Source organism: Psychroserpens mesophilus (assembly GCF_050617655.1).
Taxonomy (GTDB): domain Bacteria; phylum Bacteroidota; class Bacteroidia; order Flavobacteriales; family Flavobacteriaceae; genus Psychroserpens; species Psychroserpens mesophilus_A.
This window is the reverse complement of sequence record NZ_JBODQC010000411.1, coordinates 1-245: the sequence shown is the minus strand read 5'-3', so window position 1 is coordinate 245 and position 245 is coordinate 1. Positions and strand designations below refer to the sequence as shown.

General features: G+C 39.2%; 1 pseudogene. It reads right to left on the bottom strand.

Going from position 1 to position 245, the window contains the following annotated elements:
* Window positions 1-245: pseudogene (locus ACRHNM_RS17815) on the bottom strand (glutamine synthetase type III); the annotation flags it as partial.

Here is a 245-nt window from a genome sequence, read left to right as displayed (position 1 = left end):
TATGATCTACTGCGAGATTAGCCTCTTCAAAAATTGGTGCCAGCTCAAATTGGTTTGGAGCTACTTCGTTGTGTCTTGTTTTAACAGGAATACCCAACAACATACATTCATTTTCTATATCTCTCATGTAAGCCATAGCTCTAGAAGGAATGGTTCCGAAGTAATGATCGTCTAGCTGTTGTCCTTTTGCAGGCGAATGTCCTAATAGAGTTCTTCCAGTTAACTCAATATGTGGTCTAGATGTT